Raw genomic sequence first — 6,370 nt, 5'->3', positions numbered from 1 at the left:
GTGTAGGGCGGCGTCAGGCCGCGGTGGACTCGTCCATGCGCTGCCGCAGGCTGAGCGGCCTCATGTCGGTCCACACCTCGGCGATCCGGGCGAGGCACTCCTCGCGCGTGCCCTCGGTGCCCTCGGCGCGCCAGCCGGCCGGAAGCTCGCGCCCGGCGGCCCAGATCGAGTACTGCTCCTCGTCGTTGAGCACCACGCGGTGAACGCGGCCGTCGGTCTGCTCGGTGGTCATGTCGACTCCTCGGTTCGTCTGTGCATGTCGGTTGTGAGGTGGTGGGAGGGCGGACGTGTCGGGCGGGTCGCGTCAGGCGGGCAGGAAGTCCGCGACGCGCACTCCGAGCCCTCGCCGCTCGGCCCCTTGGCGGACGAACTCGGCGAGCGCCATGTCCAGCACGCCCAGGCCGAACGGCGAGTAGACGACGGGCCGGGCGGCCTCGCGGGTGAGGGTGGCCGTGCCGCGCAGCAGGGCACCGATCGGCGCGGCGACGAAGTCCCGGTTGCCGTCGCGCTGTTGTGCGAGGTCCAGGGAGGTGCGCTCCCGGCAGACGTGGTCGGCGTCGTCGACGACGTTGACCGCGCCGAGGATCGCCTCGGGGGTGAGATCCCGCAGCGAGATGTGCAGCACGGTGGTGTCCGGGCCACAGGCCGACAGATCCATGTGCGGGACGGCGGCGGTGGTGGCCAGCGAGACCAGACGGTGCTCGCCGAGCGCCGCGGTCACGTCGTCCACGGCGTACGCCTTCACCTCGGGCGCCACTTCGGCGCACCGCACGGCGAAGGCCTGCGCGCGGGACCGGTCCGTGTCGTACAGGGCCGCTTCGCGCAGCCCTGGCAGCGCCGCTGCCAGGAACCGCAGGATCTCCAGGCTGATCACGCCGCAGCCGATGAGCAGCACCGACGCGGGCGGGTTGTCCGTGGTGAGCTCGCGGGCGGCGAGGGCCGCACTCGCGGCGGTCCGCTTCGCGGAGATCACCGCGCCCTCGACGAAGGCCGACGGCCGCCCGTTGTCGAGGGAGTTGAGCACGATGGCGGCGGCGGCCCGTTCGGTGCCCGCTGCCACATTGCCCGGGAAGGAAGCGATCCACTTCATGCCGGCGACCGGCTGCTCGCCACCTCGGTAGGCCGGCAGGCCGATGATCCGGTCCCTGCTGTGCCGCTCCTCGGGGAAGCGCAGGAAGGTGGAGTGCGGCACGGCCGTCTGTCCCGCGTCGTGCAGCCGGTAGGTCTCTGCGACCAGGTCGATGATCTCCGTCTCCTGCCCGGACAGCACGTCCGTCACATCGGCGCGCCGGAGAATCAGCATGGGAATCCCTCTCTGCGGATTGCTGTGAAGTGCCGCGAGACGTGCAGTGCCGCGGGGTACTGGAGTCGATGCTGCGGGCGGCCGCTATATGCGCCCTATACGGCACGCTCGGCCTCGACCAGGTCCTCGGCGTCCTCGGGGTCGGCCCAGGAGTTGCTCAGGAGTCCGGCAACCGGTCGGCGGCCGCCGTCAGGCCGGTCCTGCGCCGAGGGCGAGGAGGGCGGCCAGGTCGTCCTGTCCGACCAGCGGGACGTCGGCGGTCGGGGTGTCGGGGAGGTCGAGGGAGGCTTCGATCAGGCGGTGCCAGGTGCCGGAGAGGCGGACCATGGTGTCCTCGTCGAAGAGATCGGTGTTGTAGCGCATGAGCGCCTTGAATCCGGAGGCGCTCTGCAGCACCTCGACGGTGAGATCCAACTGGCCTTCCTGCTGGGGTACGTCACAGAGTTCGACGCGCAGTCCGCCGGCGACGACCGGGCCCTCGTACAGACCGGGAACGGGCAGCCGGTCGGCGGCGACGAGGGTGCAGGAGATGCGGAACAGCGGCCCGCGGCGCTCCGCGCCGTCGAGGAGTTCCACGGGGTAGCGGGCGTGCGCCATCCCCTCACGCAGCCGCCGCTGTGCTCCCTCCACGGCATCGAGCAGGGTGTCGCCGGGGCCGAACCGGGCGGCTATGGGCAGGGCGTTGACGTAGTAGCCGATGGCCTCCCTTGTGCCCGGGGAGAAGCGGGTGGTGACCGGGCAGCCGATCAGGAACGCGTCGCCGGCTCCGGAGCGGCGCAGGGCCGCCTGGAAGGTCCCGAGCAGCCAGGCGAAGGGGGTGAGTCCGCGTGCGGCGGCCGCCCGGGTCAGCCGCCTGCCGGTGCCGGCGGGCAGGGCGAGCTCATGGGTGGCTCCGTTCAGGGTGCGCCGTGGCGGGCGCGGCCGGTCGGTGGGCAGGGCGGCGGCGACGAGTCCGGCCCGGCTGTGCCGCCAGTACGCGGCTGCCCGCACGCCGCGCGGGGAGGTGGTGAACTCCCTTTCGGCCAGGACCTGTTCATCCCATCCAGGGGTGGCCGGAGCCGCCGCGGACGGTTGTCCCGCGACGATCCGCCCGTAGCCGGCGAGCAGGTCCCGTACGAGCAGCCAGGCCGAGGTGGCGTCACTGACGATGTGGTGGGTGGCCGTGACGAGTACCGCGTCGTCCGCCGCCCGGCGCAGCAGCACCGTGCGGAAGGCGCCCTCGTCCCCCAGGCGGAAGGGCTTGTCGGCGGCCTGCCGAGCCTGCCGGAAGAGCTCGGCCTCGTCCGCCCCGGGCACCTCGCGCACCTCCAGTCGCGCCTTCTCGGGCGGGTCGGTCTCCCGTACGGGTCCCCCCTCGGCGGCGACGAAGCGGGAACGGAGCAGTTCATGGCGGGCCACGAGCTCCGTGACCGCCTCCTGGAGCGCATCGGTGCGGACCCGGTCCCGGATCCGCACCGCGAGCACCACGTTGTACGCGGGGCTCTCGGGGTCGAGTTGATGGGCCAGCCACAGTCCTTGCTGGCCGATGGACATCAGCATCGGCGGGTCAGCCCTTCCACAAATGTGTGACTTCGCCGAAGTTCCGGCTCACCCAGCCATCGGAATAGATGGTGTCGAGATAGCGGTCGCCTCCGTCGGGGAATATGAGCACGCAGTTGGAGCCTTCGGGAATGCGGTGTCTGAATTTCCACAGCGCGGCCACTGTGGCGCCCGAGGAACCACCCGCGAGTACCGCTTCCCTATCGATGAGCCGGCGGCAGGCGACCACACATTCCAGATCGGATATGTGCACGACCTCGTCGGCCGCCGAGGGGTCCATCAGCGGGGGGACGACGGACGCGCCGTGTCCCGGAATGAGGCGCTGGGTCGACTCGAGGCCGAAGATCGCGCTGCCCAGGGCGTCCACCGCGACGATCGTGGTGCCAAGACCCCGCGCCGTGATGTGGTCGCGGCAGCCGCGCAGGGTGCCGAAGGTGCTGACCGAGCAGAAGAGAAAGTCGACCTTGCCATCCAGCGTCTCCTCGATCTCGCGCATGGTGGTCTCGTGAGCCTTGGGGTTGAGCAGGCTCGCATACTGGTTGGGCCAGTACGCGTGGGGTGTCTCGGAGACCAGCTCGCGCACCCGGCGCAGCCGCACCGGCAGGAACTCGCCGGTGAGTTCGTCGCGTTCGGTGACGACCTCGACCTCGGCCCGGAAGGCGCGCAGGATGGCGAGGTTCTGCTCGGTGGTCTTGCCGTCGACGACACAGACGAAGCGGAGTCCGAAGTAGCGGCAGATCTGGGCAAGGCCGACGGCGAGATTGCCCGAACTGGACTCGACGATCACCGAACGTCCGGGCTCGACCTCGCCGCTGTCGATCGCGTCGAGGAGCATGCCGAGTGCGGAGCGGTCCTTGATGCTGCCACCCGGGTTGAATCTCTCTATTTTCCCGAAGACCCTGGACCCGAATCCGGGCAGCAGCCTCTTCAATTCCACCAGCGGTGTATTTCCTACGGTCGCCAGAATGCCTGGGAACGGTTGCTCGGGCACGCCTGCCCCTTCCCGGAGAGCCATTGCGCCAAATCTTCGACTTGGCGCATCAATTCTGCGCGGGTCCGCTATAGCCCACCTATACGGATGTGCCGACGCAAAAGTGAGGGCCGGGCGGTCCGAGAGGTTCGGACGGCCCGGCCCCGCGCCAGGGGGACGACGGTGGTCAGACGCGCGGGCCGACCAGCGGGTCGGCGGCCCCCTCCGCCGTCGGCGAGGACTTCTCGCGGGCCAGGGCGCCCGTGGGCTCCGACGCCGCCGCGGGAGCCGGCGACTCCGCGCCCTCGAGGCTGATGCCCGGCAGCCACTTGAGCCGGCGCGGCAGCTTCCAGCTGGCGTCGCCGAACAGGGCGAGCGAAGCAGGCAGCAGGATGCCGCGGACGACCGTGGCATCGATGAGCACCGCCGTGGCGAGACCCACGCCGACCATCTTGTAGTCGATCGCGGACAGCGTCCCGAAGACCGAGAACACGGCCACCATGACGACCGCCGCACTGGTGACGGTGCCGGCGCTGCGGCTGATGCCCTCCACCACGGCCTGCCGTGTGGAGAGCCCGCGGCCCCGGTACTCGCGGACCCGGCTGAGGATGAACACGTGGTAGTCCATGCTCAGGCCGAAGAGCGTGACGAACATGAAGAGCGGCAGCCAGCTCACCACGGCGCCGTACGAGCGGAAGTCGAGGAGCGAGGACAGGTGTCCGTCCTGGAAGACCAGGGTGAGGACGCCGTACGCGGAGCCGATCGACAACAGGTTGAGCAGGATCGAGATGACCGGGATCGCCAGCGAGCGGAAGGCCGCGGTCAGCAGCAGGAAGGCCAGCACGATCACGAACGCGAAGACGTAGGGAGTGCTGCTGCTCAGCGCGGAGTTGAAGTCCTCCTGCTTGGCGGTGTCACCCGAGACCGCGTACTGCGCTCCCTCGACCTTGCCGAACGAGGCGGGGAGCACCTCCTCGCGCAGTTCCTTCAGGGCCTCGACCGACGCGGCGTTCTTGCCGTCCCCGGCCAGCGGGACGCGGACGACCAGGACGCTGCGGCTGCTGTCCACCGGCGACTTGACCAGTGACGTGCCGACAGGGCCGTGCAGCTTGCCTTCGCTCTGCGCGACCTGCTGCTTCAGCTCGCTGAGGGCGTTCTTGATCTCGGGCCCTTGCAGATCGGCGCCCCGCACCGTGATCTCCGCGGGCACGGTGTTCGTGTCCGACGGGAAGGCCGTCTGCAGCCGGTCGAGCGCCTGGAGGGCGGGGACGTCCGTGGGCATCCGGTGCTTGAGGTCCGGGTCGGACATCTTCATGCCGAGAGCGGGCAGGGCCAGCAGAGCCAGCGAGAGGGCGCCGACGCCGCCCCACAGCAGCGGCCGCTTGACGACGCGGCGGACGAGTCCGCTCCAGATCCGGGAGTCACGGACCTCGGTGCGGCGGGCGCCCAGCCACGGCAGTTTCCAGTTGTCGACACGCTCACCGAGCCAGGACAGGACGGCGGGCAGTGCGGTGACCGAGCCGATCATGGCGATGCCGACGACGGCGATGGTGCCGATCGTCATGCCGGTGAAGGTCTCGATGCCGGTGAAGAAGAGGCCGGCCAGCGCGATGATCACGGTGAAGGCCGAGATCACCACGGCCTTCCCCGAGGTCCGGCCCGCGATCAGGATCGCGGTGTCGTTGTCGTGTCCCGCGGCCCGCTCCTCACGCGCGCGGCGGAGATAGAACAGCGAGTAGTCCACACCGACGGCCATGCCGATGAGCAGAACCACCGAGGGAGTGCTGTCCCCCATCGCGACCCACTTGCCGGCGAAGGTCAGCGCGCCCATGGCGGCGAGCACCGAGACAAGGGAGATCAGCACCGGAATACCGGCCGAGACGAGGGAGCCGAAGACCACCGCGAGGATCACGATGGTGAGGGGGATCGACAGCACCTCGGCGCGCAGGAAGTCCTTGTCCTTGAGGTCGCCGATCGCCTGGCTGACGCTGACCTTGCCGGTCTGCGTGATGGCGACGTCCGGGTGCGAGCGCTGCTGCTCCCGCACCGCCTTCTGCATCGGCTCCATCGTGTAGCCGGTCACCGAGAAGCGGACGACCGCGGAACGGCCGTTCTCGGAGACCAGCTTGGCCGCCAGCCCCTTGTCGGTGGGCGACGTGATGTCCGAGGCCCACTGGGCGCCCGTCTCGTCCTTTCCGAGACCGCGCAGCGCCGCTGCCACGTCCTGCGCGGCCTTCCGCATGGCGGGATTCTCGTCGTAGCCGGGCGCGCCCGCCTCGGCCTCGATGAGCACGCTCTCCTGCGGCGGCGAGAAGACCTGGGCCTCCTCCAGCATCCGCTGGGCGCGGCCGGTCTCGCCCGGGGAGTGCTCACTGCGGTTGGTGCTTCCAAGACCTGCCCCGAGAGCGATGATCAGGATGACCAGACCGAGCCAGCCGAAGCCCGCGCGTTTGCGGTTGTGGACACTCCAGTGAGTGACGCGTTCGACCAGCGGGAGCCGGCCGGGATCAGGTGCTTGGTTCATGACGGAGTCCTCGCAATAGGGGGATCAAAGGCTG

General features: G+C 70.0%; 5 protein-coding genes. All 5 read right to left on the bottom strand.

Features of this window, described 5'->3' with window-relative positions; translation table 11 throughout:
* Nucleotides 1-13: 13 nt before the first annotated feature.
* Nucleotides 14-232: an MbtH family protein gene (locus ACIRHA_RS25925; RefSeq protein ID WP_403850318.1), complete on the bottom strand. Its 219-nt coding sequence runs from the start codon at nucleotides 230-232 to the stop codon at nucleotides 14-16.
* 72 nt (nucleotides 233-304) lie between these two features.
* Complete coding sequence (sbnB, locus tag ACIRHA_RS25920) at nucleotides 305-1,303, bottom strand: 2,3-diaminopropionate biosynthesis protein SbnB (RefSeq protein ID WP_403850315.1); 999 nt, start codon at nucleotides 1,301-1,303, stop codon at nucleotides 305-307.
* A 189-nt stretch (nucleotides 1,304-1,492) separates the two neighbouring features.
* Complete coding sequence (locus ACIRHA_RS25915) at nucleotides 1,493-2,842, bottom strand: condensation domain-containing protein (RefSeq protein WP_403850312.1); 1,350 nt, start codon at nucleotides 2,840-2,842, stop codon at nucleotides 1,493-1,495.
* Nucleotides 2,843-2,849: 7 nt separating this feature from the next.
* Nucleotides 2,850-3,857 (bottom strand): 2,3-diaminopropionate biosynthesis protein SbnA, encoded by a 1,008-nt coding sequence (gene sbnA / locus ACIRHA_RS25910; protein ID WP_403850310.1) that lies wholly within the window; start codon nucleotides 3,855-3,857, stop codon nucleotides 2,850-2,852.
* Between the two features lie 142 nt (nucleotides 3,858-3,999).
* The gene (locus ACIRHA_RS25905) at nucleotides 4,000-6,336 is read right to left on the bottom strand and encodes an MMPL family transporter (RefSeq protein WP_403850307.1); all 2,337 of its coding nucleotides are present in this window, start codon (nucleotides 6,334-6,336) and stop codon (nucleotides 4,000-4,002) included.
* Between the last annotated feature and the right edge of the window lie 34 nt (nucleotides 6,337-6,370).

This window comes from Streptomyces sp. NPDC102360, assembly GCF_044766085.1.
Classification (GTDB): Bacteria; Actinomycetota; Actinomycetes; order Streptomycetales; family Streptomycetaceae; genus Streptomyces.
This window is presented reverse-complemented; position numbering and strand designations above follow the sequence as displayed.